Origin of the sequence: Halomonas sp. MES3-P3E (genome assembly GCF_002836035.1) — a bacterium.
GTDB classification, from domain to species: domain Bacteria; phylum Pseudomonadota; class Gammaproteobacteria; order Pseudomonadales; family Halomonadaceae; genus Vreelandella; species Vreelandella arctica.
Genome location: NZ_PJBT01000020.1, coordinates 172,415 through 196,118, shown reverse-complemented (window position 1 = coordinate 196,118; position 23,704 = coordinate 172,415). Strand labels below are relative to the sequence as shown.

The following is a 23,704-nucleotide window of genomic DNA, read 5'->3' as shown; positions in this document are numbered from 1 at the left end:
CGTCGCAAACGTGCGGCGACATCGCTATTGCCCTGCCGGCGGGGCGGGACATTTGCCGGCGGCGCCGGCCAACGGCCGGAAACCCTGTTCATCTAGCTATACATCATCAAGCTATTCATCATCTAACGCGTCATACGGTGTTTCGTCTTCAGTTCATGCTCGAAAGCCGGTACCCAAGGCACCGGCTTTCAAACTTGTCTGACCAGCGGTGCGACGTGACGCCGCACCACGTGACAAACCCTATGATAACAAGCGAAGCGCCATGATTTAAGTGGCATTATTACCCAACTTAAGTGGCACACGCTTTTTTACTCAAATGTCATAGACTTAGGTAGCATCTGCAAGAAGCATTTCGCGGATTTTACCGATCGCCCGAGTGGGATTAAGGCCTTTTGGGCAAACCGCCACACAGTTCATGATGCCACGGCAACGGAACACCGAGAATGGATCTTCCAGATTGCTCAACCGCTCGCTGGTAGCCGTATCACGCGAATCGGCCAGGAAACGGTAAGATTGCAGCAAACCGGCTGGGCCAACGAACTTCTCTGGGTTCCACCAAAATGACGGGCAAGCCGTTGAGCAGCAGGCGCATAGAATACACTCATACAAGCCATCTAGCTTGTCGCGCTCTTCCGGCGACTGCAGGCGCTCAATGGCAGGCGGCGGCGTGTCGTTTTGCAGATACGGCTGAATACGCTCGTACTGCTTATAGAACAAGCCCATATCGACGACCATATCGCGAATAACCGGCAAGCCTGGCAGCGGACGCAGCACCAGCTTGTTGTTCTTCACAACGTCTGACAAAGGCGTAATACACGCCAAGCCATTTTTGCCGTTCATGTTCATGCCGTCAGAACCGCACACACCTTCGCGGCAGCTGCGGCGAAACGCCAAACCGCTGTCTTGTTCTTTCATGATATGAAGAACATCCAGCACCATCACATCGCGGCCTTTGGTATCGACCTGAAACTCCTGCATGTAAGGTGCGGAGTCGGTTTCCGGATTGTAGCGGTATACGGATACCTGAAGATTGGACATAGTGACTCCCTCTCGTCTATGCGGCGTTTAGTAGGTACGAACCTTAGGCTCGAACGTATCAACGGTTTTCGGCTTGAAGTTAACGTCGCGTTTTTTCAGCTCTTTCGTCGCTGGGAAGAAGAGCGAATGCTTCAGCCAGTTGACGTCATCACGGTCTGGATAGTCGTAGCGCGAGTGGGCGCCGCGGCTCTCTTTACGCTCAAGGGCAGCGATCGCCGTCGCTTCTGCCACTTCCATCAAGTTATCAAGCTCTAACGCTTCGACACGCGCGGTGTTAAAAGCGTTGGACTTGTCAGGCAGGTGGGCATTAGCAATACGCCCACGCAGTTGCGCTAGCTTATCGACGCCTTCCAGCATGTTTTTCTCTTCGCGGAATACGCCGAAGGAAGTCTGCATGATGTCCTGAAGCTCAGCTTTCAGCTCAGGAATGCTTTCGCCGCCTTCAGACTCGTTCCAGCGCGTGATCCGCTTCATGGCGAATTCAATATCAGACTCGGAAGCGTCCAGGTACTCAATGCCTGCGTTCAGCGCGCCTTCGATAAACATGCCAGCGGCACGGCCGAAGACCACGAGATCCAGCAGTGAGTTACCGCCCAAGCGGTTAGCACCGTGAACAGATACACACGCCGCTTCACCACAGGCAAACAGACCGTTAACGATATGATCGTTACCGCTCTCATCCTGGGTAATCGCCTGACCATGAATATTGGTCGGAATACCGCCCATCATATAGTGGCAAGTCGGCACGACCGGGATCGGGTCTTTGGCCGGATCGACGTGAGCAAAGGTCTTAGAAAGCTCAACGATACCGGGTAGGCGCTTGCCAAGTACTTCTTCACCCAGATGATCGAGCTTCAAGAAGACGTGATCACCCTTCTCGCCGCAGCCACGACCTTCGAGGATTTCCATAACCATCGAACGAGCCACAACGTCACGACCGGCCAAATCTTTGGCGTTCGGCGCGTAGCGCTCCATGAACCGCTCGCCGTCTTTATTGATCAGGTAGCCACCTTCACCACGGCAACCTTCTGTGACCAGCGTGCCCGCACCGTAAATACCGGTCGGGTGGAACTGCCACATTTCCATGTCCTGCATCGGGAAGCCAGCACGCAGCGCCATGCCGATACCGTCACCGGTATTGATCAAGGCGTTAGTAGTAGAAGCATAAATACGGCCTGCACCACCGGTCGCGAGTACCGTGGCCTTGGATTTAACGTGAACCACTTCACCCGTCTCGATGCACATGGCGATACAGCCAACCACATCACCGCTGGCGTTCTTGACCAGATCCACCGCGTACCACTCGTTGAGGAACACGGTGTCGTTCTTCAAGTTATTCTGATAAAGCGTGTGCAACAGTGCGTGGCCGGTACGGTCGGCGGCTGCACAGGTACGTGCCGCCTGACCGCCTTCACCAAAGTTCTTCGACTGACCACCGAACGGACGCTGATAAATACGACCGTTATCTAAACGCGAGAACGGCAACCCCATGTGCTCGAGCTCAAATACCGCTTTCGGGCCTTCAGAACACATGTACTCGGCCGCGTCCTGGTCAGCGATATAATCGCCGCCTTTAACGGTGTCGTACATGTGCCAGCGCCAGTCATCATTCGGGTCATCGGACGCGATCGCACAGGTAATGCCACCCTGGGCAGATACGGTGTGAGAGCGGGTCGGGAAAACTTTCGATAACACGGCCGTCTTTTTACCAGACTTCGCCAGTTCCAAAGCGGCTCGCAGGCCAGAGCCACCACCACCAATGATAATGGCGTCAAACGTCAGGCTACGCAGATTAGACATGTAATCAAGCTCCCCACAGAATTTGAATGCCCCACACCAAGTACACGAAAATGCCCAGGATGATGACAGCTTGGACACCCACGCGCAGGCGAGTGGACTTGAGATAGTCGGTGGTGACGGTCCACAGGCCGATCCAGGCGTGTGCAGCTAAGGCGACAAAGGCCAATAGCGAGAAAATCCGCATCCACGTTTGGTTGAACAGGCCGCTCCACGCGTAGTAATCGAGATCGGGATTAAACAGCAGAAAGGCAACGATAAAGACCGTGTAGACGGCCAGAATCACCGCAGAAACGCGCTGCATCAGCCAGTCAGAAAGCCCACTACGGCCAAAACTTGTGATGTTAGTTACCATACCCAAACTCCTGCCAGAATAATCAGAACGGCACTGACCACGACGGTGATCTGCGCTTTTTGTACGCCACCTTCAAGGGTCACACCAATGTCGACATCCATCAGCAGGTGCTTAATGCCTGCGACAAAGTGGAATGCCAGGGCGGACAACAGCCCCCAAGCAATGAACTTAGCCAAGAAATTATTGGCCAGTACATCGCTAACGGCGTCAAAACCCGCCGGAGATGACAAGGATTTACCCAGCGCCCAAAAAGCGAAAATCAGGCCAACGAACAGGATGACACCCGTAATACGGTGTGCGATCGACGTCAGGGCCGGCAGTGGGAAATGGATCGTAGTAAGGTCTAGGTTTACGGGTCGTTTGCTATTCACGGCTTTGTACACACTCTCTTGGCCCGCTCTGCGACAGGTCGGGCATGGCCCGAGCGGGCGGTGGTTGCTGGAAGGGGCTCGGCCGTTGCCAAGTCGGGCACGACCACCTACCTGCCGGTCGCGCGCCGTGGATTATAAGAACCTTCGCCCTCGCTTACAAACCGAACTCAAGCTTAACTCGACTATGGTGCAAGAAAATTGCCATCATTCGGATTCGATTTTGCGCTGCAGCATCGCTATAGTGACGATAGAGTAGCAATTTGATAAGCCTGTTAACATCTCATGTTAAACTATTGTTAAAATATCGTCGGACTTTTAACGCTTTGTCATATTGTAGACTTTTAATTCTTATACAAACCTCATCATAATAACAATTTTCGTACAATACGCAGCTAGCGCTTAGGCTAATTGACAAAATGTCGCACACTTCTATAGTGGGCAGGCCTTTTCGCCGGCGCGGTATGCGCAGCAATGACTTTACGTCCCAACCCGAATTCGAAAGGAGGCCAGCATGGCTGACAGGAAAGCGACATTGACGGTAGACGGTCTTGATAAACCGATCGAGCTACCCATGTATTCCGGCACACTTGGCCCCGACGTCATCGACGTACGCGGTTTAGGCGCTGAAGGCCTGTTCACCTACGATCCCGGCTTCATGGCCACCTCTTCCTGCCAGTCTGCCATCACCTATATTGATGGCGGCAAGGGCGTACTGCTTCACCGCGGCTACCCCATCGACCAGCTGGCCAAAGAGTCTAATTTCGTAGAAGTGTGCTACACCCTGCTGTTTGGTGAGCTACCTAACGATGAGCAGTACGCTGATTTTGAATCGCGCATTCGTAACCACACCATGGTTCACGATCAGATCAACAACTTCTTTAAAGGGTTCCGCCGCGACGCGCACCCGATGTCTATCCTTTGTGGCGTAGTTGGTGGCCTAGCCGCTTTCTATCATGACCATATGGACATCACTCAAGAAGAAGACCGTATCATCAGCGCTATCCGTCTGATTGCTAAAATGCCGACGCTGGCGGCCATGTCGCACAAGTATAATGTGGGTCAGCCGTTCAACTATCCGCGCAACGACCTGAGCTATGCAGAGAACTTCCTCTACATGATGTTCAGCAACCCGTGCGAAGAGTACAAAATCAACCCGGTATACGCGAAAGCCATGGACCGCATCTTTATGCTGCATGCGGACCACGAGCAGAACGCTTCTACTTCTACGGTACGCCTGGCAGGTTCCACGGGCGCTAACCCGTTCGCCTGTATCAGCGCAGGTATTGCGGCACTTTGGGGCCCCGCTCACGGCGGTGCTAACGAAGCCGTACTGGCCATGCTTGACGAAATCGGCGAAGACTCCGAAGAGAACATCCAGCGCTTTGTTGATAAAGCCAAGGATAAAGACGACTCGTTCAAGCTAATGGGCTTCGGCCACCGTGTTTATCGCAACTTTGATCCGCGCGCCAAGGTAATGAAAGAGACCTGCGACGAAGTACTCGCAGAGCTCGGCATGGCCGACGACCCGCAGCTCAAAATTGCCAAGCGTCTTGAGCAGATCGCCCTTGAAGATGAATACTTCATCGAGCGTAAGCTGTATCCGAACGTTGATTTCTATTCAGGCATCATTTTGAAAGCAATGGGCATCCCCACCAATATGTTCACCGTGATTTTTGCAGTATCGCGTACCATTGGCTGGATTTCCCATTGGAACGAAATGCTCAGCGAAAGCTACAAAATCGGCCGTCCGCGTCAGCTCTACATTGGCCACGACCAGCGCGACTACCCGAAAAAATAAATCAGCACCCCGCTTGATCAAAGGCCACCTTCGGGTGGCCTTTTGCGTATGACCCCTTCCACGCTGGCATTACATCAAGCTATCTACCAGCGACGTGAGCCAACAACGTCTTCTACACGGTTTATAGCTTGCGCCGCTACACCAACGAGCATGAGCAAGATCATCGCCTGACGACCTACTATGATGCCCGCGGTAATCACCACCAGTGGACTTCGCTGGATACCATCATAAATTAGTCAATTTTGAATCAGTCATTGCGCTAAATCACCACCATTAAAACGCCTGAGCGCCTCCTAATATCGCTTGACTTTTTTACTTTCCGGCCTTGCTCAGGGTTTTCCACACTATCTGTGGATAACCCTGTTCACAACCACTTCAAAACGTCCCGCAATCGCCATGGTCAGTGGGCCAGCCTTAAATTGGTCATTTTTTGATCTAATATAAGTTGTTGTTTTTAAAAGATTTAAGTTCTGTTAAAGATTTTTTGCGTCAACAACAAGGGGTTGTGCACAACCTTAAAATCAGAATCGCAAAAGTGGACAAGTCAAGCATAAAATCGCTCAAAAAGTGGCGATTTGTAGCTTTTTTTGTGAACGGCGGGAACGCAAAAATCCAGCAGATGAGAGGACTCATTGCCAGGAAAATAACAGTAGAGAGGAGGTGGTAAGTAGTGGCGTCCCATAGGGGGTTCGAACCCCTGTTACCGCCGTGAAAGGGCGGTGTCCTAGACCACTAGACGAATGGGACGTATAACACAAACACATAACGCTAAAAGCGTGCCTTCCCGAGCAACTATTCACATGCTACGGAATTGGTGGAGCCTAGCGGGATCGAACCGCTGACCTCAACACTGCCAGTGTTGCGCTCTCCCAGCTGAGCTAAGGCCCCACATGTCGCGAAGACGGAGCGTATAATACTGATTATGCGGGTCTTCGTCAACAGCAAAAACGCCAATTCCCAAGGATAAGAAATTGGCGCTAATGCTATATCAATCGCGGTTAAGCGATTTCACGGAACTCCTTCTCAAAACGCTTGGCCTGTTTCTTGGAAACGCCGCCCAATACCTCTATCGCACTGCGCAGGCGAGCCCGGGTAACATCGGAGCCAAGAATCGCCATGGCATCCATCACCGAGGTGCTGGAGGTGCTGCCGGTAATCGCAATAAACACTGGCGCCAGAAACGCTTTCATTTTCAAATCAAAATGCTCAGACAGGAGCTTAACTTCGCTCAGCAGTGCCTCTTTATTCCAAGCTGAGACGCCTTCAAACCGCCAAACAAGGAACTGGAGTAGTTTTACCAACTCTTCTTCCTCAAGCTTCACACTCTCAAAGGACTCTTTACTCAGTGCCGGTAAGCCCGAGAAGAAGTGCCCTGCCAATGGCATGACTTGGGAGAGCGTCTCAACCCGTGGCCGCACCTGCGGCAATATCTGTTTTACGTAGGCTTCGTTGAACGCCCAATCACGCAGTGCGCTCAACAGAGCATCGTCATCTAAGTCTTCACGGATGTATACGCCGTTCAACCAAGTGAGCTTCTCAAGGTCAAATACTGGCCCGCCTAACGAAACACGCTGCACATCAAATTCTGCCATCATTTCCTGGAGGCTAAATTTTTCGCGCTCATCAGGCATTGACCAGCCCATACGCCCCAAATAGTTGGTAACAGCCTGGGGTAAAAAGCCCATTCGACGGTAATAGTTGATCGAGGTCGGGTTTTTACGCTTGGAGAGTTTCGATTTATCCGGGTTGCGTAGCAGCGGCATGTGACAAAGTTGCGGCATTTGCCAACCAAAATACTCATACAGCAGTTGATGTTTTGGTGCGGAGTTAATCCACTCTTCCCCACGCAATACATGGGTAATTTCCATCAAGTGGTCATCAACAACGTTCGCTAAGTGGTACGTCGGCATGCCGTCCGATTTAAGCAGAATTTGCGCATCCACCTGCGCCCACTCCACCTCAATCGAGCCGCGCAGCATGTCCTTAACAACGCATACGCCTTCGGCGGGCACGTTCATGCGCACCACATAAGGCCAGCCCTCTTGCTCACGGCGGGCTTGCTCTTGTGCATCCAGCGCTAAATCCGCGGGCTTTAAGGCCAGCTGCAAACCGGCGGCTTTGCGCGTCTCACGCAGCTCGTCTAGCTCTTCGCTAGTGCGGTAACACTTAAACGCATGGCCGGCATCCAAAAGTTGTTGAGCGTGTTGGGCATAAATGTCGCCACGCTCGCTTTGCCGATAAGGGCCATGGGGCCCACCCACATCAGGGCCTTCATCCCACTCAAGACCCAGCCAGCTCAACGAATCGAGAATCATTTGCTCTGATTCAGGCGTAGAACGCACCCGATCAGTGTCTTCAATACGAAGGATAAATTGGCCGCCATGCTGGCGCGCGAAACACAGATTAAAAAGCGCAATGTAAGCCGTACCAACGTGGGGGTCCCCGGTCGGAGAAGGCGCGATGCGAGTACGTACGGTCATGAAAACGTCCTATTGGCAAAAATGCATGGCGATATTATACGCACCTTAGGCGCAACCAACAGCGGTACGCAGGGAACAACTAGCGTGCGAAAGCGTCAGAGAAATTAACTCAACGTTATTTGTCCACTAATGCGCGCTAAAGCACAATCGCTTAGTATGGCACTGCAGCAACACCTTGAGCACATACCTCAAGACTGAAGCAGCGCAATAACGTATGTTAGTAGCGCCACTATTTATATTGAAAAAGTCGACTATAGTGGAAAACATTCACGAGCTTTTTTGGCTCATCTACAGGAAAACGAAATGGAATCGCTAGGCTCACGGATCAAGCAACTGCGGCTTAGGGCCAAGCTCAACAAAGCTGCCCTTGCACGCAAAGTTGGCGTGTCAGATGTCACCATTTCTTATTGGGAATCCGGGGCGATCAAACAGATCGGTCACGAGCGTTTAGTTGCGCTCGCTGACGCCCTCGACTGTTCCCTGGCAACACTATTGGAAGGTGATAGCGCACCCGAGCTATTAACGTTGACCCATACTGGCCCCCTCCCCTGGGAACAGGTACAGGCAACGACCATTAAAGTGCCCAATCACTTGCCGCTGAATATCGATTGGAAAGCGCCTTGTGTGATGGCAACACCCGGCCAAGGCACAGATTTTTCGCCCGTTAACGCTGGTGATTTACTGCTGCTCGGGCCTACCCATGTGTTTCATAAAGCGGGCCACTACGTAGTGCAACGCGACGATCGTTTCGTCATTGAGCACTTCGCCAAAGCCCCCAGCGACACATCGATTCATGCAGTACTATTAGCCCATTGGCATCCTGCCTAAAGCGTCTACCTCCCCGGACTCTCTAGCACCTCCACCTGGTCACGCGTTTGCCTTGGCTCACTCCCCACCAAGAAACGCTGTGAGTAGGTGGCCACCTGGCCCAGCCCGTGGCGGGATTGGCTGACAAGCTCTCCCGCCAGGTGCTGGCCCTCGTGGCCAATACGCGCCTGCACGGCGACTGGCTGCACGCTGCCTTCCGAAACTTCTACGCGGACATCGTAGCCTCCATCGGGCAGCCCACTGCCAGAGCCAAACGGGCCGGCTGCAAACTGGCCATTTTCGATTTGCGTTCTTGCCTGCCAACGCACCCGGCTGATCTCACGCTCGACTACAATGCGTACTTGGGTGCCATCCGGTAAGTTGCTTTTGCCTTCCACCATTAAGCGCCGATCGTTACGTAAGGCGACCTGCGTCGATATCTCGACAACAAGCGGCTCTACTTCTACCTCAGCAATTTCCGACTCCGTCACCGGGGCTTCAGGGGTGGCCTCAGGTTGCGCGGAGGAAACTGTGTCAGTTGACGGCTCCTCCATGTCGCTACAGCCTGCCAATAGCGCAACTACCACTACCAAAATGCCAACATTGCCTATTACCTTGCGCATACGAACTCCGAAACATTACTTGTCCTGCAGCTTACCACTGCATCGCCGCTACCACAGTCGAATACTCGACTTTGGCCCCGCTACAGGCGCCGCTTCCGGTACAATGTGCTTATCGTGCTAACAAGACACTTTTAGGAGCAGCGGACTTGGACATCATCTGGTGGTTGGCATATGTAGCACTCGGCGGCTTTGTTGGCTTGATGGCAGGCTTATTAGGGATTGGCGGCGGTGGCATTATGGTGCCGATTTTAACGTCGCTATTTGTACTTCAAGGTGTGCCCCATGAACATCTCGCCCACTTGGCGTTAGGCACTGCCATGGCGTCTATTATTCCTGCGTCTACCGCCAGTCTGCTTTCCCACCATCGGCACAAGGCGGTGCGCTGGGACATCGTGCGGTTTATTACCCCCGGCATTTTAGTCGGCACGTTTTTAGCCACCTTTATCGCCGCGCTGATCCCCACCCGTAGCCTAGCCATCTTTTTCGCCTGTTTTATGGTGCTAATGTCACTCCAGATGCTGGCAAACATCAAGCCCAAACCGAACCGCGGCCTACCTAGCCCGATGGGAGTAAGCGGTGTGGGCCTGGGCATCGGTGGCATTTCAGCGCTCGTGGCGATTGGTGGCGGCTCACTCACGGTGCCCTTCCTCACCTGGTGCAACGTCAAACTCCCCCGCGCGATTGGCACCTCGGCAGCCGTGGGGCTGCCCATCGCCGTTGCCGGGGCGCTGGGTTACATCATTAATGGTTGGAGTACAGCCGGGCTGCCTAGTGCCGCGCTAGGCTATGTTTATCTTCCCGCGTTTCTACTAATGGCGCCGTTCAGCATTCTCACCGCTCCGATTGGTGCCAAACTCGCCCACAAGCTGCCCGTCGCCCTACTCAAGCGCGTATTCGCGTTTATGTTGATGGGGCTAGCGCTGCAGATGGTGTATGCGGTGTTTACGGCGTGAGGAAGAGCGGATAGCGCTAATACAAGCGCGCCCTTTGGCGGTGCGTGCGCAGCGCAGCCAAAAAAATGCCCCGACCATCTTTTATGGCCGGGGCATTTTGCATCTATCGAGCGCTAACCTGAAACAGTGCCTGCGATCAGACGATTACAGGCGTTGATCAAGCCACTTTTTCACGTCCAACTGCTCGCGTGTATCACTCGGCAATTCATCACGGATCATCTCTTCACCCTTGTGAAGCGCCGTGATGGGAGCGGAAGCGGACAGCACCGTGTTCAGCATATAAAGCACTTCGTAACCCTGCTGGCGGTTAAATAGCGTGCTGTCAGGCTCACCCGTGACGCGTGGATCATCGCTAGGCGCTGCGTCCCAAGTGTAATGATCCAGGCTCATGTTCGTTTGAGTAAAATTAGCCATTTAGCACCTCGTTCATCCAATGAAATCGCCCCTAAAACCTGGGGCCGTAGCCGCTTCCTTCATGGCGACACCCCCAGCGTAGCAAAGAATTTCATTTATGCTCGCCCAATCACGGCGCTGTGGCATATACCCTGCTATGTGCTGCGCGCCCTTTCTTACGTACAATGGCGCGCATACATCACACTACCTCTGAAAAAGTTCTCAAGGTGTACCAGGTTTTTTAGGCATCAGCTGTTAAAACTGCTTGGTACAATTTGGTACATCAGGTGCGTGAATTACGGTTTTAAGAGGCAATGACTGCACTCAGTGCAGCAACAGTGTTACTAAATGACTAATTTACTTAAAGAAAATAGTGCAGATCGGGGTCGGCTTTTTTCGGTTGCGCCCATGATGGACTGGACTACAAGGGACTACAGAGCTTTCGCCCGCACCTTAACCAAGCGAACGCTGCTGTATACCGAGATGGTGACGACCGGTGCGATTTTGCACGGGACGCCCCGTGAGCGCTTTTTGGGCTATAACGAGGTGGAGCATCCGCTGGCGCTGCAGTTGGGCGGCAGCGATGCCGGTGAGCTGGCGGAGTGTGCGGCGATTGCTGAGGCGTGGGGCTATGATGAAGTCAACCTGAACGTGGGTTGCCCGAGCGACCGCGTGCAGAACAATATGATTGGCGCGTGCCTGATGGGTTACCCCGAAAAGGTGGCCGATGCTGTGCGGGCGATGCAGGCAGCAGTGTCTATTCCAGTCACGGTGAAGTGCCGTATTGGTATCGATGACCAGGATGAGGACGCCGACCTTGAGCGGTTTATCGCTATCGTCGCGGACGCAGGCTGCGAGGTGTTTACCGTTCACGCCCGTAAGGCATGGCTGCAGGGTTTGTCGCCCAAGCAGAACCGCGATGTCCCGCCGCTTAACTATCCCCGCGTTCACCGGTTAAAGCAGAGCCGACCTGAATTGCATATCGGCATTAATGGCGGCATTAAAACCCTAGCCGAGTGCCAAGAACAGCTTACCCATGTGGATAGCGTAATGGTGGGGCGTGAGGCGTATCAAAACCCTTGGCTGCTGGCAGGCGTCGATGAGCAGCTGTTTGGTGAAAAAGGCCCGGCGGCAAGCCGCTTGGATGCTGCGAACGCATTCCGGCCTTATATTCAGCAGCGCTTGGATGAAGGCGCGAAGCTGAACCACATTACCCGTCACCTACTGGGCCTGTTTCAGGGTTGCCCCGGCGGCCGGCGTTTTCGGCGTCATTTGTCAGAACACGCCCATAAAGAAGGCGCAGGGTTGCGCCTATTTGATGACGCGCTTAGCTTGGTGAACGAACCAGAGCTCGTTGTATAAGTGCACCGTATAAAAAACCCGCTACGCAAGCGTAGCGGGTTCGTCTTCCTAGTCGCGTAGGCTTACTAGCCGTTTTCGCGGCGGTTCGCCATTACGCCCTGCTCGACACGCTCGCCGATCGTTTGGTCGACGTTTTTCCAGTACTCAAATACTCGTGACAGTACCGGCTCTTCAACACCGTCGGAAACGTGACCCACAATGTTGTTGACCAATCGGTCGCGGGCAGCATCATCCATTACCTTATTGACCAGGTCATTGGCTTGGTTGAAGTCGCCATCACCCGAGCGCAGCGTGTAGGCAGCGCGAACCAGCTCGCCGTCCGTCTCCCATACCGCCTCTTCCGGGTACCTTTCCGGGTTGGCGTGCGCGCCCCCTTTGCTATTAGGTGCGTACACCGGGTCGGTGGAGTGGTTAATACGCATCTGACCACCCTGGCTGTAGCTGTTAACCGGGACCTTGGGCGCGTTAACGGGGATATGTTGGTAGTTCACCCCTAAACGCGCGCGGTGCGCATCAGCGTAGGAGATTACCCGCGCCAACAGCATTTTATCCGGTGAGAAACCGGTGCCCGGTACCGAGTTGCTGGGCTGGAACGCTGCCTGTTCGATTTGGCTGTGGAAATCGACGGGGTTGCGATCCAACGTCATCTTACCGACTTCATGCAGCGGGTAGTCGCCGTGCGGCCATACCTTGGTCAAATCGAAGGGGTTGATGTGGTAGGTCTTGGCATCTTCGAACGGCATGATCTGAACTTGTAGCGTCCAGGTTGGATAATCTCCACGTTTGATAGCATCGAACAGGTCGCGGCGATGGTAGTCGGCATCCGCGCCCGCCATCTTATCAGCCTGTTCCTGGGTCATGCACTTAATGCCCTGATCAGTCTTGAAGTGGTACTTCACCCAGAAGCGCTCGCCTGCAGCGTTGACCCACATATAGGTATGGCTTGAATAGCCATTCATGTGGCGCCAACTGGCAGGGATGCCACGATCGCCCATTAGCCAGGTTACCTGGTGGGCAGATTGCGGAGAAAGCGTCCAGAAGTCCCACTGCATATCGTGATCACGCAAGCCGTTATCCGCTCGACGCTTTTGTGAGTGGATAAAGTGCTGGAATTTGAGCGGATCGCGCACAAAGAACACGGGGGTATTGTTACCCACCATGTCGAAGTTGCCCTCTTCGGTGTAGAACTTCAGCGAGAAGCCACGCGGGTCGCGCCAAGTGTCCGGGCTACCCGACTCACCGGCCACCGTCGAAAAGCGCGCCAACATCTCGGTTTTTTTACCCGGCTGGAGGAAATCCGCCTTGGTATATTGGCTAACGTCGTGCGTTACTTGGAAGTGACCAAAGGCGCCGCTGCCTTTTGCATGGGGCTGACGATCCGGAATCATTTCCCGGTTAAAGGCCGCCATCTGCTCCATCAAGTAGTGATCATGTAGAACGATCGGCCCATCGGGGCCTACTGAAAGGGAGTGCTCATCACTGGTGACCGGTATGCCCGCATCCGTTGTAGTGTGTTTCGTATTATCGCTCGTCATCGCTTTTCCTCCATGTCACGGTAGACGTGGCGTGTTGCCGCCACTCGTTCTAGTACGATGAAAGCTTGGCTGTTTATCTTTTGTTATCATTTTAGTAGCCGCTTACAAAGCCCATCATAGTTATAGTCAACGAGGCGCTAACTTGCCATTCGAGAAGGCTATCACTTACCTATTGAATCGATAGTTTTTACTTATGGATGCGGTTTAGTAGAACGAATCAGGCGGCGGCACCAAACTGGAGTTAAAACTTTCGACGGCTGTTTCGGCCTCTTCAATTTCGTCAAAGCGGGCAATATGAAACAGCGCCTCGCCTTCGTTGGCCAACGGTAAACGGCTCATCCCAATCACGATACCGTCGGCGACGGCACGCACTTCGCCCTCGTCGTTGCCAAAAGGGTCGGCCACTTTGCCCAGCACCTCGCCTTTGGCTACCCTCGCGCCCAGGCGCACTTTGGGACGTAAAATACCGTCGATCGGCGCACGCGCCCAGCTTGAACCATTGGCCAGTTCGGCCGGGGCTGGTGTGCGGCGGCGCTGCTCGCCGGTGAGCATGCCTAGGCGCCGCATGACGCGTAGAACGCCACGAACGCCGGGGGCAATGGCCCACTCATCGAAGCGCAGCGCTTCGCCTGCTTCATAGGTCAATACCGGAATCCCGCGGGTCTGGGCGTAATGGCGAAGGCTGCCTTCACGCAACTCAGCATTGAGTACCACGGGCGCTCCAAACGCATCGGCCATGCGCTCGGTTTCACTGCCGGGGCGCAGCTGGGCACGGATTTGCGGCAGATTGGTGCGATGAATGGCGCCGGTGTGTAAGTCGATAATGTGGGTGGCGTAATCGACAATTTGCTCACGGAACAGCGCGGCAATCCGCCCACCTAGCGAGCCGGATTCGCTGCCTGGAAAGCAGCGATTGAGATCGCGCCGATCGGGTAAGTAGCGCGTTTGCTGTAAGAAGCCAAAGACATTGACCACCGGTACGGCGATCAGGGTGCCGCGAATGCTGTTGATCGCTTTCGCGCGCAGCACACGGCGAACAATTTCCACCCCGTTGATCTCATCGCCGTGAATGCCACCACACACCAGCATCACCGGGCCATCTTTACGGCCATGCACCACTTCGACTGGAATATGCAGCGGCGTGTGGGTGTATAAGCGCGCCACGGGCACATCCACTTGTAAGCGTTGGCCGGGCATAATGGTATGTTCGCCCAGTTGAAAGGGAGCTCGCGCCATGGGTTATGTCCTGTATTTTAATCGGTTATTTCCGCGACGTTAGTGCGATCTATGCTTAGTGTCATTGCCTGTTTATACGCTGTCACTCTCCAAATGACGAATTTGTTAATGCACGTTATGGGCTTCGTCTCTTATCCATACAGTTTTGAATGTAAATAATCTTTCGCTTAGGTTAAAATGTGACCATACAGAGTCGATTATGAGGTTGCGTTTCCATGGCAAGAAAGACCAAAGCTGAAGCGGCTGCTACTCGCGAAGCGCTGCTTGAAGCTGCAGAAGAGGTATTTTTTGCCAAAGGCGTGGCACGCACATCGCTTGAGCAAATTGCTCGCCATGCGGGCCTCACCCGCGGTGCCGTCTACTGGCATTTCAAGAATAAAGGCGATCTGTTCATGGCCCTGGTCGAACAGGTGCGCATGCCCTTTCAATCCTTGATGGATGAAGTGGATAAAGTGGACGCCGAGCTATCGCCGCTAGAGTCGATTCGGCTTGCCTGTCATGCAGGCTTGGTGCGCCTTGAACAACCCTCTTACCAGCGCATATTGTCGATCTTGCTACACCGCTGCGAGTTCTTCAGCGACATTAACCCGCTGGATATGCAGGAAGAGATTGGCAATGAGTGTTTCCAGGAAATGCTGGCCGTATTTGTATTGGCGAAAGAGCAGCAACTGCTGCGCGATGACTTAAGCCCGGAAGTCGCCACTCGGTTAATGCAATCCATGCTGGGGGGGCTTTTCCACGATTGGCTGCGTAACCCAGAGGCCTTTTCGATCCGTGAGCGCGGTGGTGAATTGATCGATACGTCTATTCGCATGATGCAGCGTTAAACCTCCCACCCACTCTCGCTGCAACGCAGCAAATATGCTACTACTGAGGCTATCGCTAGCCAAGTAGAGCACGCTATGGATGCCCTGGAGTTTGTCCGCGTACGCGAATTAGAAGTCGCCGTTCGTATCTGGAACCCTTCCGCCACTCGCACGCTTGTCGCCTGGCACGGGCTTGCCCGCCACGGCGGTGACTTTGATGCGTTAGCCCGTGAGCTTGGCAGTGAATGGCGCATTCTTGCCCCCGACACACCGGGGCGCGGGTTATCGAGCTGGTCGCTATTTCCTGCGCACGACTACCTCTATAGCCACTATGTCACGGTTGCCATCGCGCTTCTGGACCACTTCAATCTCGAGCGGGTGGATTGGCTGGGCACCTCAATGGGTGGCCTGCTGGGCATGTTGATCGCGGCCGACCCTCAGCATAGCGGGCGCATTTCACGGCTCATCCTGAACGATGTTGGGCCAGAACTGAACCAGCAGGGGCTAATTGCCCTTTCCAGCTACTTTGGCGTTACCCACCACTTCTCGACGTTTAGCGAACTCCAGCAAGAGCTCACTCACCACTACGCGGGCTTTGGTATTACCAAGGCGTCCGACTGGCGTGAATTAGCGCTCAACAGTGCCCGTCGGCTGCCCGACGGGCGTTGGACGTATCACTTCGACCCACGCATCGGCGAGCAATTCGTACATGACACGCCGCGGGACACCTGGGCCGACTGGGCGAGCATACGCTGCCCTATAATGGTCATCCGCGGCGAAACGTCAACACTGTTAGATGCCGAAACATTGCCGCGCATGGCCGAAGCACAGCCAACGCTGGTCACCCTAACCGTGCCTCATTGCGGCCACGCACCAATGCTCGATAAACCTGCCCAGGTGGACCCTATTCGCCATTTTTTAAAGCGTTCTGCACCACCCCCGGACATGGCTGGTGGCACAGCGCAAACCGCCACTGGCGGGCAGCACATGGGGAAAAGCATGTTGCAATGGCTAGCCCAGCTGTGGCGGCGATGGTGGAAGTAGCCCTTAGTGAGAGGTTGAGTAGTGGTTGGAATGGCGTTTTTTCTGGCTTAAGCGTAGTTTATTCAAACGAACTCGCGTCTCAAGGTACTCTTGTTCGCTGACACTGCGATAAGCCCCTTCTTCAGGTAGGTACTTCACCAGCACCCGACGCTCGCCCTGCACCGGCAATGCATCACGCTTACTGAGCAGTTTTACGCTGCTGTTCGGCTCATTATCGATCATCGCGAAGGCCTGTTCGCCCTGCCCTTGGCTCTCTCTCACTACCACCGTTTGCCCCAGCAAACACCGCCGTGTAAAAGGACGATAACGGTGCAGCCCACGATGTAGTGCATGGCAAAGCGCTGCCGCCACGGGCGAAGCAATGACCAAGCTGCCCCATAGCACCAGCCCCCCCACCGGGATGCGTATCAAGCCAAGTGGCAACCAACGCAGCACGAGCATTTCAATGGCCAGTGCCAGTACCGCGGCAATGGCCAAGATCACCGTTAAGGCCAGCGTCGTCGGCACCCCTGCGAAGCCAAGAGAGACCAGCGTGCTTGCTAAATGGTCCTCTTTCAAACTGTCGCGCTCGAACAGCTCCAAAGGCGCCAAACGAATGATGACCAATAGCCAGTAGAGCGCTAAAAGACCGAGTAAAAACGTAAACACAATGCTCGGAAATAACGTGGCGGCGTGCAGTAGTTCATTCATGGCGTCCTCCTCACCCGGTACTTAGCCGGCAATGTATTATATTTGTCAGCTTAGTCTAGGTTAGCTTTAGGGCGCCAGTGCTGTATTGCCCCGGTCATGGGGATAAAAAAACGGGTACCTCCCAAAGGAGATACCCGTCTGTTGTCACTCTTTATTATCGCTAACGATTAGTGCTGATCCTGCTCTAGCGCCGGTTGCGAGGAGTGTCGCTTATCCCCTTTCATCTTACGCCCCAGCCAGTCAGAGGCCGTTGCAATCATGGCGTAGAAGCTGGGTATAAACAGGCTCCCCAAGGTCGCTACCGAGAACATCCCCATGGCGACTGTCGTACCGATGTGATGGCTGCTCACATCGCTGGCGCCGGTCGCCAGGGCCAACGGTAACGTACCAAAGATAAAGGCCAGCGAAGTCATGACGATGGGGCGAAAACGCAGTTCAGCAGCAATAATAGCCGCTTCACGTATCGACTTACCCTGCTCTTTACGCTGAAGCTCGGCGAATTCGACAATCAGGATAGCGTTCTTCGCAGCCAGCCCAACCACCACCAACATACCGATTTGCACATACACACTGGTGTCCAGCCCACGCAGCACGATCCCACCAATACCGCCCAGGAAGGCAAAGGGCGTCGCGGTCAGAACCGCCAGCGGTAACGACCAACTTTCATACTGAGCCGCTAGAATCAGGAATACCATCAACATCCCAAAGACGATGGCAAGGGTCGCGGCATTACCCAGGTTTGCTTCTTGATAAGCCGTACCGGTCCAGCCCATTCCCCAGTTAGTTCCTAGTGTTTCTTGGACCACCTGCTCCATCGCTTCAATAGCCTGAGCGGAACTATAGCCCTCAGCCGGGTTACCCTGGAACTGTGCACCGGCATAAACACCGAAGCGCGATACCACGGCTGGTCCCGTTTGACGCTCAAGCTCGACAAACTCCGAAAGCGGAATACGCTCGCCATTACCGCCGCGAACATAAACGCGGCTCACGTCCTCCGGCGTTTTACGGAATTCATCCTCGTTTTGCAGGTACACCTGGAAGTTACGATTTTGATAGCTAAAGTAGTTCACAAAGCCGTTACCAAACGTATTGGCCAGGGCTGAGTTAATGTTTTCAAGCCCAACGCCGTAACTCAGCGCTTTCTGCTGGTCGATGTTAGCCCGGTAAGAGGGTACATTGACATTGAAGGTGGTGAAAACCCGACTTAACGCAGGGTGCTGGTTAGCCTGCTGCATAATTTGCAGCGACGCTTCGTACAGCTCCCGCGGCGTTGCCCCTTCAAAAGACTGCAAATAACCGGTAAAACCGCCCGTCGTCGAAAGCCCCATAATGGGCGGCACGTTAAAGGCCATTGCGGAGCCACCATCAATACTCGCGCCCAAACCCATAATTTGGCCTACGAGATCGCTAGCCGTCAGATCACGCTCTGCCCAGGGATGCATATTGACGAACATAATCCCGCGCGCAGTATTAACAGCGCCTGAGAGAATATCGTAACCGGCAATAGCCGAGGAGTATTCCACACCGGGAATTGCTTCAACCTCAGCACTGAGTTTTTCCATATAGCGCTGGGTACGGTCAAGTGAGGCCGCATCCGGCAGCGAAACGCTCACTAACACGATGCCCTGATCAGTCTCGGGTACCAGCGTTGAAGGCGTATTGGCATATAACCAGAAAGAGCCCGCCCCTGTAGCTATCGTTAACGCTAACGCTAACACCCAAAAACGCACTAAGCCCTTTACTACCCACATATAGGCCGCAGTAATACCTGCAAACATGCGGTCAAACAGGCGTAGCGGGGTATGCAAGGCACGCTTGAACTTAGACTGTCCGGCGCCGGCAATTTTATGCTTGATAAAAATCGCTGACAGAGCAGGCGTAAAGGTCAACGCCATTACCGCCGAGAGGGCTACCGATATCGCCACGGTAATCGCAAACTGCTGATAAATCTGCCCCGTGAAGCCACCCAAGAAAGCCACTGGAACAAACACCGCCGCCATAATCAGTGAGGTCGCAATAACCGGCCCACCGACTTCTTTCATCGCTCGGATGGTGGCATCCATTACGCTGATGTCATCCTCTTCACTCAGCACGCGTTCGACGTTTTCCACCACTAGTATGGCATCATCGACCACTATCCCTATCGAGAGCACCAAGGCAAACAGCGTTAGCAGGTTGATCGAAAACCCAAACAGGTAAAAGCCGGCAAACGTCCCCACCACCGCAACGGGCACGACCGACATGGCGATCACCGTAAAGCGCCAGTTCTGCAGGAAGATAAACAGAATGACGATAACGATCAGGAAGGCTTCAATAAACGTCTTAATCACCGTCTCTACCGAAGCATCAATAAACAGCGTGGTGTCGTAAGGGGAGACATATTCAAGCCCTGGAGGGAAGCGGCTTTCCAGATCATCCATCGTCGCGCGCACAGCATTAGCCGTTGCTAAGGCATTAGCCCCAGGCTGTTGATTGATAATAATCGGCGTCATGGTGGAACCGTTCAACCGCGCGTCGATACCGTAAAAAGATGCCCCCAGTTCGATACGTGCAACGTCTTCCAAACGTAGTGATGAACCGTCGCTATTGGTACGTAAGTAAATCTCACGGAAGTCATCGACATCATTCAGTCGACCGCCTGCGGTCATGGTATAGGTGTAGGCGCGCGGTTCACTCTGAGGCGTAGAAGCAAGGCTACCCGCCGGAATCTCGGTATTTTGCGCCCTGATCGCACTGGCCACTTCGCTGGGCGTCAGGTCGTACTGTGCCAACTTATCCGGATCCATCCAGATACGCATGGCAAACTCGCCGCCGCCTAGTACTTCGGCGTTACCTACCCCGGGCACTTGGCGCAGTGCGTCAAGCACGTTCAGGGTGGCGTAGTTCTGCATATAGACGTTGTTGTAGTCGCCGTCCGGTGAGGTCAACGCTAATAACATCAAAATAGAGTCAGAACGTAGCGAAACAGTAACACCTTGGGACTGGACGGCTTCAGGCAACTGCGACAGCGCCCCTTGCACCCGGTTGTTGACGTTGATGGTATTGATATCGCCATCGGTACCGATATTGAAAGCAACACTCAGGCTCATACTGCCGTTATCAGCGCTGTTAGAGGTCATGTACAGCATATCCTCAACGCCGTTGATGGCCTCCGCGATTGGGGCCGCCACCGTTTGTGCGACGGTTTCCGCATCCGCTCCAGGGAACGTCGCCTGAACCGACACGGTGGGCGGCACTACGCTGGGATACTGCTCAATAGGCAGAATGCGCATCGACATCACGCCCACTAGCGTCACGATAATCGCCAACACTGTGGCAAATATCGGGCGGCTGATGAAAAAATTAGAGAAGTTCATTATGGTGCACCCTCTTCTCCTTCAGCGGGCTGGCCATCGGCAGCCCCCTCTTCCATTGCTTGAGCCGCCTCGGCCTGTTCTTCCGCCTCTTCTTGCTCGACACCTTCGTTAACAGCCTCCGCGTTGCCATCAAACGACTGTGGATCAATCGTCATGCCTGGCTCTAAACCGGCTGGATCACCGACAATTACCCGGTCACCCGGCTCCAGGCCGTCACGAATGATCTGCCACGGCCCCGCTATCTCACCCAGTGAGATAGTTTTCTCACGAGCCTTATTCTCTTCATCCAGGACAAACACCTGGGGGCCCATTAGGCCTTGCGTCACCGCTATCTCTGGCACCGCCATTACGTCAAAACGCTTCAAGCCGTCAAGACGTACGCGCACAAATTGGCCCGGCAGTACGGTAGCGTCAGGGTTTTCAAACGTCGCAGCGGCTTGCACGGTGCTGGTGTCTCGATCAACGCTAGAGCCCAGAAAGTCTAAGTACCCTTCTAGCTCAGAATCGCCACCTCCGCTGACACCAGGTATGCTCAAACGAGCACGAATATCCGATGGTTCAGTGCCATTGCTCAGTTGGCGACGCAGCTCAAAGGCATCGCGCTGAGGCAGTTGAAAACGCACCTCTAACGGATCTAGTGGTGTAATCGTGGCCAGCTCGGTACCGGAAGTGACCAAATTTTCCACATTAATTTGGCTTAAACCGATCATTCCAGAGACAGGTGCAGTAACTTGTGAATACCCCAAGTCCAGGTTAGCGCTAGTTAATGCCGCCTCTGCCTGCGCTACGCTTGCCTGGGCGACGCGCTGGTCAGCCAGCGCTTGGTCGTACTGCTGGCGGCTCACCGAGTTTTGGCTGAGTAGTTGCTCGAAACGTTGCGCATCACGCTGGGCGCGGGAAAGCTCAGCCCGTGCGCTTTGCAGGTCAGCTTCACGCTGGTTAACGGTTGCTTGGTAAAGATCCGGTTCGATGGTATAGAGGCGATCGCCCTCTTCGACCATTTGGCCGGGCTCGAAGTGGCGCTCTTCCAGAAAGCCATTCACACGCGCCACCAAGGTGACTTCATCATCACTGCGCAGCAAGGAGGGGTACGATTTATCCAGCGGTATATCCTGACGTGCCATTTCAGTCACTTCGACCTTATGGGGCGGGGGTTCTTGCTCGGAGCCCGGCTGAGGCGCTTCGGCCTGTTCTTGACCACACGCCGCGAGTGCCAGCGCGGCTACCAGCGTCACCAGACTCGCTCGGCGTGAGTGAATCATCTTCTTCATACGTTAAGTTCCCATGTATCTTTTTAAGAGTCGACTAGTAGCACTTGCTGCACCTGTGTCATTTCCAATCGGCGTTAATTACATGCCCGGCTGGGGCTGTGGTGGCGCTCCGATGTCAAGCGCGCTCTCATAGCGGTCGTTGCCGTCATTCTCGGGTAAGATAAAGTTCACCTCATCACCGGTTAGCCACGCGTTGACTTCCTCAATGGCTTCGACGTCCAAACGCCCGGCCTGCTGACGCAGCGAGAGCAAATTCACCACATAGTCGTAGCGCGCTTCGGCGTAGTTGGCGATCGCGTTGTAGAGGTTTTGCTCCGCGTTCAACACGTCCACGATGTTACGGGTGCCTACCTCATACCCTGCACGGGTGGCTTCTAAAGCGCTGCGATTGGAGACGATGGCCTGCTGGCGCGCCTCGACGGTTTCCACATCGTTGCTCACCTGGGTGTACAGCGAACGAACCTGCTGGATGGAGGAGCGACGCTGGGACTCGAAATCATACTGGCTACTTTCCAGTTGATAGGTCCCTTGGCGGATGCTTGCGCTGGTGCGGCCACCGGTGTAAATGGGCAGGTTAGCGCTCAAGCCCACCTGGCTCGAGGAGTATTCACCGGCGGTGTTATCGATATCACTGTCGCCGTATTGATAATTACCAAAGGCTTGCAGGGTCGGCAAACCGCCTGCACGGGCGATTTCCACACCGGTGCGCGCTACTTCGATACCAGCTTGCTGAGCCAATACCTGAGGATTGAGTTCTAGGGCCTGTTCCACCCAGTAGTCACGGCTACTTGGATTGGGAAGGCCAACGGGCATGCTGTCACCGAGGGCTTCAATGCTGGCATAGCGTTGGCCGGTCAGTTGCTCCAATGCTTCGAAAGCCACCTGAAGGTTGCTCTCTGCGGCAATGCGATCAGCTCGTGATTGGTCGAAGGTCGCGCGCGCTTCCTCGACTTCTGTAATCGCAATCAAGCCGACCTCAAACTGCTCGCCCGCTTGTTCGAGCTGGCGCCCAATCGCCCGCTCTTGAGCAAGACGGGCCTCTAGGATTTCGTGAGCGCGCAGAATATCGAAATAAGCGCTGGCAGTGTCGATCAGCAGTTGCTGTTCGGTGGCCGCAAGCAGATACACCTGCTGGTCAATTTGGCGTTCGGTTTGAGTGACCTCCCGACGCGTTACTTCATCGTAGAGCGCTTGAGTGGCTTCTAAAGAGAGCGATACGGTGTTGTAGCGGTCATCGCTTGCGCTACTAAAATCTCCGTTAACCCTTCCTGCACCAGTGCCCACTCGCGAGGATGTCTGACTTTCGTACTGCTGGTTGTGGGCAACATTACCGGTGGCGTTGATTTGGGGAAGCAACCCACTGCGTGCCACATCTCGGCTAGCCTCAACGCTTAAATACTCAGCGCGTGCCGACGCTAACGCCGCGTTATTGTCTAATGCGTCACGGGTAATCGTGAGGAGGTCAGCCGCTTGAGCAGGCAACACAAATGAAGCTGTGAATACCGCTATCAGTAAGGGTCGTAAAGGGGCATTGACTGCCCAGTGTGCCAGTCGCATGGGATTGCCTCTAGGTATCAGCGTCAGGATGGCGAACGAACTAAGCTTCTCTGTCGACTAAGTCGATCAACTTACAAAGTCTCTCAGCTTACAAAGTCTCTCAGCTTACAAAGACACTTGGTGCATTGAGCCACTCAGAAAGATGAGCATTATAGTTACATTCATGTATGTATGCTAGCCTTGAACAATCTAAAAATGTGTGTACAACCTATTGTCAAGCCGCTTCCAGCTT

19 protein-coding genes and 2 tRNA genes are annotated in these 23,704 nt (G+C 54.2%); 6 read left to right on the top strand and 15 right to left on the bottom strand.

The genetic code is table 11. From position 1 onward, the window contains the following. Nucleotides 1-327 precede the first annotated feature (327 nt). Genes CXF87_RS06765 through sdhC form a run of 4 tightly spaced genes read right to left on the bottom strand, consistent with a single transcriptional unit; the run spans nt 328 to nt 3,561 of the window. Nucleotides 328-1,038 carry a succinate dehydrogenase iron-sulfur subunit gene (locus tag CXF87_RS06765; RefSeq protein WP_101146064.1) on the bottom strand — a complete coding sequence of 237 codons (711 nt, stop codon included), beginning with the start codon at nt 1,036-1,038 and terminating at the stop codon, nt 328-330. 27 nt (nt 1,039-1,065) lie between these two features. After that, nucleotides 1,066-2,838, bottom strand: a complete 1,773-nt coding sequence (sdhA, locus tag CXF87_RS06760; protein ID WP_101146063.1) for a succinate dehydrogenase flavoprotein subunit — start codon at nt 2,836-2,838, stop codon at nt 1,066-1,068. Between the two features lie 4 nt (nt 2,839-2,842). Next, nucleotides 2,843-3,190, bottom strand: a complete 348-nt coding sequence (gene sdhD / locus CXF87_RS06755) for a succinate dehydrogenase, hydrophobic membrane anchor protein (RefSeq protein ID WP_008958566.1) — start codon at nt 3,188-3,190, stop codon at nt 2,843-2,845. Further along, complete coding sequence (sdhC, locus tag CXF87_RS06750; RefSeq protein WP_176303741.1) at nt 3,184-3,561, bottom strand: succinate dehydrogenase, cytochrome b556 subunit; 378 nt, start codon at nt 3,559-3,561, stop codon at nt 3,184-3,186. Before sdhC ends, sdhD begins: the two co-directional genes overlap by 7 nt. Nucleotides 3,562-4,072: 511 nt before the next feature. Here sdhC and gltA point away from each other — a divergent pair. Then, entirely contained in the window at nt 4,073-5,359 is a 1,287-nt protein-coding gene (gene gltA / locus CXF87_RS06745; RefSeq protein ID WP_101146061.1) for a citrate synthase, read from the top strand. Nucleotides 5,360-6,030: 671 nt separating this feature from the next. Here gltA and CXF87_RS06740 read toward each other — a convergent pair. The 3 genes from CXF87_RS06740 to gltX all read right to left on the bottom strand — a co-directional run bounded on the left by CXF87_RS06740 (nt 6,031) and on the right by gltX (nt 7,839). Then, nucleotides 6,031-6,106, bottom strand: a tRNA-Glu gene (locus tag CXF87_RS06740). A 65-nt stretch (nt 6,107-6,171) separates the two neighbouring features. Then, nucleotides 6,172-6,247 (bottom strand) — tRNA-Ala (locus CXF87_RS06735). Nucleotides 6,248-6,357: 110 nt separating this feature from the next. Beyond that, nucleotides 6,358-7,839, bottom strand: coding sequence for a glutamate--tRNA ligase (gltX, locus tag CXF87_RS06730; RefSeq protein WP_101146060.1), 1,482 nt, complete (start codon nt 7,837-7,839; stop codon nt 6,358-6,360). A 303-nt stretch (nt 7,840-8,142) separates the two neighbouring features. Here gltX and CXF87_RS06725 point away from each other — a divergent pair, with 303 nt between their 5' ends. Then, entirely contained in the window at nt 8,143-8,667 is a 525-nt protein-coding gene (locus CXF87_RS06725) for a helix-turn-helix domain-containing protein (protein ID WP_101146059.1), read from the top strand. Between the two features lie 5 nt (nt 8,668-8,672). On the opposite strand, the gene CXF87_RS06720 is transcribed toward CXF87_RS06725, so the two are convergent. Further along, complete coding sequence (locus CXF87_RS06720) at nt 8,673-9,269, bottom strand: hypothetical protein (protein ID WP_101146058.1); 597 nt, start codon at nt 9,267-9,269, stop codon at nt 8,673-8,675. A 146-nt stretch (nt 9,270-9,415) separates the two neighbouring features. Between CXF87_RS06720 and CXF87_RS06715 the strand changes: the two genes are divergently transcribed. Continuing rightward, a complete protein-coding gene (locus tag CXF87_RS06715; protein ID WP_101146057.1) occupies nt 9,416-10,222 on the top strand; it encodes a sulfite exporter TauE/SafE family protein in 807 nt (268 codons plus the stop codon). Nucleotides 10,223-10,366: 144 nt separating this feature from the next. Here the strand turns inward: CXF87_RS06715 and CXF87_RS06710 are convergent, their stop codons facing one another. Continuing rightward, complete coding sequence (locus CXF87_RS06710) at nt 10,367-10,636, bottom strand: hypothetical protein (protein ID WP_008958573.1); 270 nt, start codon at nt 10,634-10,636, stop codon at nt 10,367-10,369. Nucleotides 10,637-10,963: 327 nt separating this feature from the next. On the opposite strand from CXF87_RS06710, the gene dusA reads away from it, so the two are divergent. Beyond that, on the top strand, nt 10,964-11,977 hold the full coding sequence (gene dusA / locus CXF87_RS06705) for a tRNA dihydrouridine(20/20a) synthase DusA (protein ID WP_101146056.1): 1,014 nt from the start codon (nt 10,964-10,966) through the stop codon (nt 11,975-11,977). A gap of 65 nt (nt 11,978-12,042) precedes the next feature. Here dusA and CXF87_RS06700 read toward each other — a convergent pair whose 3' ends face one another. Together CXF87_RS06700 and CXF87_RS06695 are read right to left on the bottom strand one after the other, a co-directional pair. Continuing rightward, nucleotides 12,043-13,512 carry a catalase gene (locus CXF87_RS06700; protein ID WP_101146055.1) on the bottom strand — a complete coding sequence of 490 codons (1,470 nt, stop codon included), beginning with the start codon at nt 13,510-13,512 and terminating at the stop codon, nt 12,043-12,045. 204 nt (nt 13,513-13,716) lie between these two features. Next, nucleotides 13,717-14,748, bottom strand: coding sequence for a succinylglutamate desuccinylase/aspartoacylase family protein (locus CXF87_RS06695; protein ID WP_101146054.1), 1,032 nt, complete (start codon nt 14,746-14,748; stop codon nt 13,717-13,719). A 215-nt stretch (nt 14,749-14,963) separates the two neighbouring features. Between CXF87_RS06695 and CXF87_RS06690 the strand changes: the two genes are divergently transcribed. Further along, nucleotides 14,964-15,575: a TetR family transcriptional regulator gene (locus tag CXF87_RS06690; protein WP_101146053.1), complete on the top strand. Its 612-nt coding sequence runs from the start codon at nt 14,964-14,966 to the stop codon at nt 15,573-15,575. A gap of 75 nt (nt 15,576-15,650) precedes the next feature. Continuing rightward, the gene (locus tag CXF87_RS06685; protein ID WP_101146052.1) at nt 15,651-16,598 is read left to right on the top strand and encodes an alpha/beta fold hydrolase; all 948 of its coding nucleotides are present in this window, start codon (nt 15,651-15,653) and stop codon (nt 16,596-16,598) included. A 3-nt stretch (nt 16,599-16,601) separates the two neighbouring features. Here the strand turns inward: CXF87_RS06685 and CXF87_RS06680 are convergent, their stop codons facing one another. The 4 genes from CXF87_RS06680 to CXF87_RS06665 form a co-directional block, all read right to left on the bottom strand. Beyond that, nucleotides 16,602-17,288: a hypothetical protein gene (locus CXF87_RS06680; protein WP_101146051.1), complete on the bottom strand. Its 687-nt coding sequence runs from the start codon at nt 17,286-17,288 to the stop codon at nt 16,602-16,604. 167 nt (nt 17,289-17,455) lie between these two features. Beyond that, nucleotides 17,456-20,644, bottom strand: coding sequence for an efflux RND transporter permease subunit (locus CXF87_RS06675; RefSeq protein WP_101146050.1), 3,189 nt, complete (start codon nt 20,642-20,644; stop codon nt 17,456-17,458). Continuing rightward, nucleotides 20,644-21,915 carry an efflux RND transporter periplasmic adaptor subunit gene (locus CXF87_RS06670; RefSeq protein ID WP_101146049.1) on the bottom strand — a complete coding sequence of 424 codons (1,272 nt, stop codon included), beginning with the start codon at nt 21,913-21,915 and terminating at the stop codon, nt 20,644-20,646. The genes CXF87_RS06675 and CXF87_RS06670 overlap by 1 nt, the downstream gene beginning before the upstream one ends. A 78-nt stretch (nt 21,916-21,993) precedes the next feature. Beyond that, a complete protein-coding gene (locus tag CXF87_RS06665) occupies nt 21,994-23,472 on the bottom strand; it encodes a TolC family outer membrane protein (protein WP_101146048.1) in 1,479 nt (492 codons plus the stop codon). Between the last annotated feature and the right edge of the window lie 232 nt (nt 23,473-23,704).

Coding starts and splice junctions, on each gene's coding strand:
- CXF87_RS06765 (WP_101146064.1), bottom strand. CDS start 1,038: ATGTCCAATCTTCAGGTATCCGTATACCGCTACAATCCGGAAACCGAC.
- sdhA (WP_101146063.1), bottom strand. CDS start 2,838: ATGTCTAATCTGCGTAGCCTGACGTTTGACGCCATTATCATTGGTGGT.
- sdhD (WP_008958566.1), bottom strand. CDS start 3,190: ATGGTAACTAACATCACAAGTTTTGGCCGTAGTGGGCTTTCTGACTGG.
- gltA (WP_101146061.1), top strand. CDS start 4,073: ATGGCTGACAGGAAAGCGACATTGACGGTAGACGGTCTTGATAAACCG.
- gltX (WP_101146060.1), bottom strand. CDS start 7,839: ATGACCGTACGTACTCGCATCGCGCCTTCTCCGACCGGGGACCCCCAC.
- CXF87_RS06725 (WP_101146059.1), top strand. CDS start 8,143: ATGGAATCGCTAGGCTCACGGATCAAGCAACTGCGGCTTAGGGCCAAG.
- CXF87_RS06720 (WP_101146058.1), bottom strand. CDS start 9,269: ATGCGCAAGGTAATAGGCAATGTTGGCATTTTGGTAGTGGTAGTTGCG.
- CXF87_RS06710 (WP_008958573.1), bottom strand. CDS start 10,636: ATGGCTAATTTTACTCAAACGAACATGAGCCTGGATCATTACACTTGG.
- dusA (WP_101146056.1), top strand. CDS start 10,964: ATGACTAATTTACTTAAAGAAAATAGTGCAGATCGGGGTCGGCTTTTT.
- CXF87_RS06700 (WP_101146055.1), bottom strand. CDS start 13,512: ATGACGAGCGATAATACGAAACACACTACAACGGATGCGGGCATACCG.
- CXF87_RS06695 (WP_101146054.1), bottom strand. CDS start 14,748: ATGGCGCGAGCTCCCTTTCAACTGGGCGAACATACCATTATGCCCGGC.
- CXF87_RS06690 (WP_101146053.1), top strand. CDS start 14,964: ATGGCAAGAAAGACCAAAGCTGAAGCGGCTGCTACTCGCGAAGCGCTG.
- CXF87_RS06685 (WP_101146052.1), top strand. CDS start 15,651: ATGGATGCCCTGGAGTTTGTCCGCGTACGCGAATTAGAAGTCGCCGTT.
- CXF87_RS06680 (WP_101146051.1), bottom strand. CDS start 17,288: ATGAATGAACTACTGCACGCCGCCACGTTATTTCCGAGCATTGTGTTT.
- CXF87_RS06675 (WP_101146050.1), bottom strand. CDS start 20,644: ATGAACTTCTCTAATTTTTTCATCAGCCGCCCGATATTTGCCACAGTG.
- CXF87_RS06670 (WP_101146049.1), bottom strand. CDS start 21,915: ATGAAGAAGATGATTCACTCACGCCGAGCGAGTCTGGTGACGCTGGTA.
- CXF87_RS06665 (WP_101146048.1), bottom strand. CDS start 23,472: ATGCGACTGGCACACTGGGCAGTCAATGCCCCTTTACGACCCTTACTG.